This is a genomic window from Kitasatospora sp. MBT63, assembly GCF_000710465.2.
Lineage (GTDB): Bacteria > Actinomycetota > Actinomycetes > Streptomycetales > Streptomycetaceae > Kitasatospora.
In genome coordinates, this window is sequence record NZ_JAIZ01000698.1 from 1 (window position 1) to 979 (window position 979).

1 protein-coding gene is annotated in these 979 nt (G+C 74.8%); it reads right to left on the minus strand.

All coding sequences use genetic code 11. The features are described 5' to 3' along the window. Positions 1-979, minus strand: a 979-nt coding sequence (locus AA75_RS36700; protein ID WP_033824746.1) for a CapA family protein, incomplete at both ends; no start/stop codon positions are given.

Consider the following 979-nt stretch of genomic DNA (forward strand, 5'->3'; position numbering starts at 1 on the left):
CCGTCCCGCCGCTTGAGCGCGGCGGCGGCCGCGGCGCCGGTCTGCGGCACCGGCACGCCCTGCGAGCTGACGTGCGCGGGGGTGAAGTGCTCGCCGACCACGTGCCCGTCGGCGCGCACGGTGAGCGTGGTGACGCCGGTCTCGTCGGAGTCGGCGTAGCTGGACGTGCCGTACCAGAGGAAGTTCCCGAAGCCGTACGCCACGTAGGTGTCGCCCAGCAGGCCGGCCCCGAGCATGGTGTGCGCGTGGGTGCCGACCACGGCGGTGGCGCCGGCGGCGGCCAGCTTCTTGGCGAGCGCGGTCTGCTCGGCCGTCGGGCAGGCCTTGCCCTCCTCGCCCCAGTGCAGGTAGACCAGCACCACCGGGGTGCGGGTCTTCGCCTGCTGGACGGCCTTGACCAGCGCCGCCGGGTCCAGCGCGGAGGCGATGCCGGGCTTGGCCGGCCCGGCCCGCCACTTCTGGTTGGTGAGGTCGACCACCTGACTGGCCGCCAGCACGGCCACCTCGGTGCCCTTCACGGTGGCCAGGTGCGGCGCGTACGCCTCCTCGGCGGTCCGGCCGATGCCGATCACCGGGATGGGCGAGGCCGCCTTTGCGGCGAGGGTGTCCGCGAGGCCGTCCGGGCCGAAGTCGACGGCGTGGTTGTTGGCCAGCGAGACCACGTCGACGCCGGAGGCCTGGAGGACGGACAGCGCCTTGGGGGCGGTCCGGAAGGTGTACGTCTTGGGCTCCGGCGCGCCGCGTTCGGTGATCGCCGTCTCCAGGTTGAGCACCGACAGATCGGCGTCGGCCAGCGTCTTCGAGATGGCCCCGAGCGCCTGTTCCGGCGGTTTCACGGTGAGTCTGGCCTCGGTGCGGCCCTCGAAGTGGACATCGCCGGCGAACGCCACGGTGAAGGTGGCGGCCGGGTCCGCCGGCGGTGCGGCGGCGGTGCCGGCCGGCGTCCCCGCGGCCGCGGTCCCGCTCGCGGAGGCCCCGC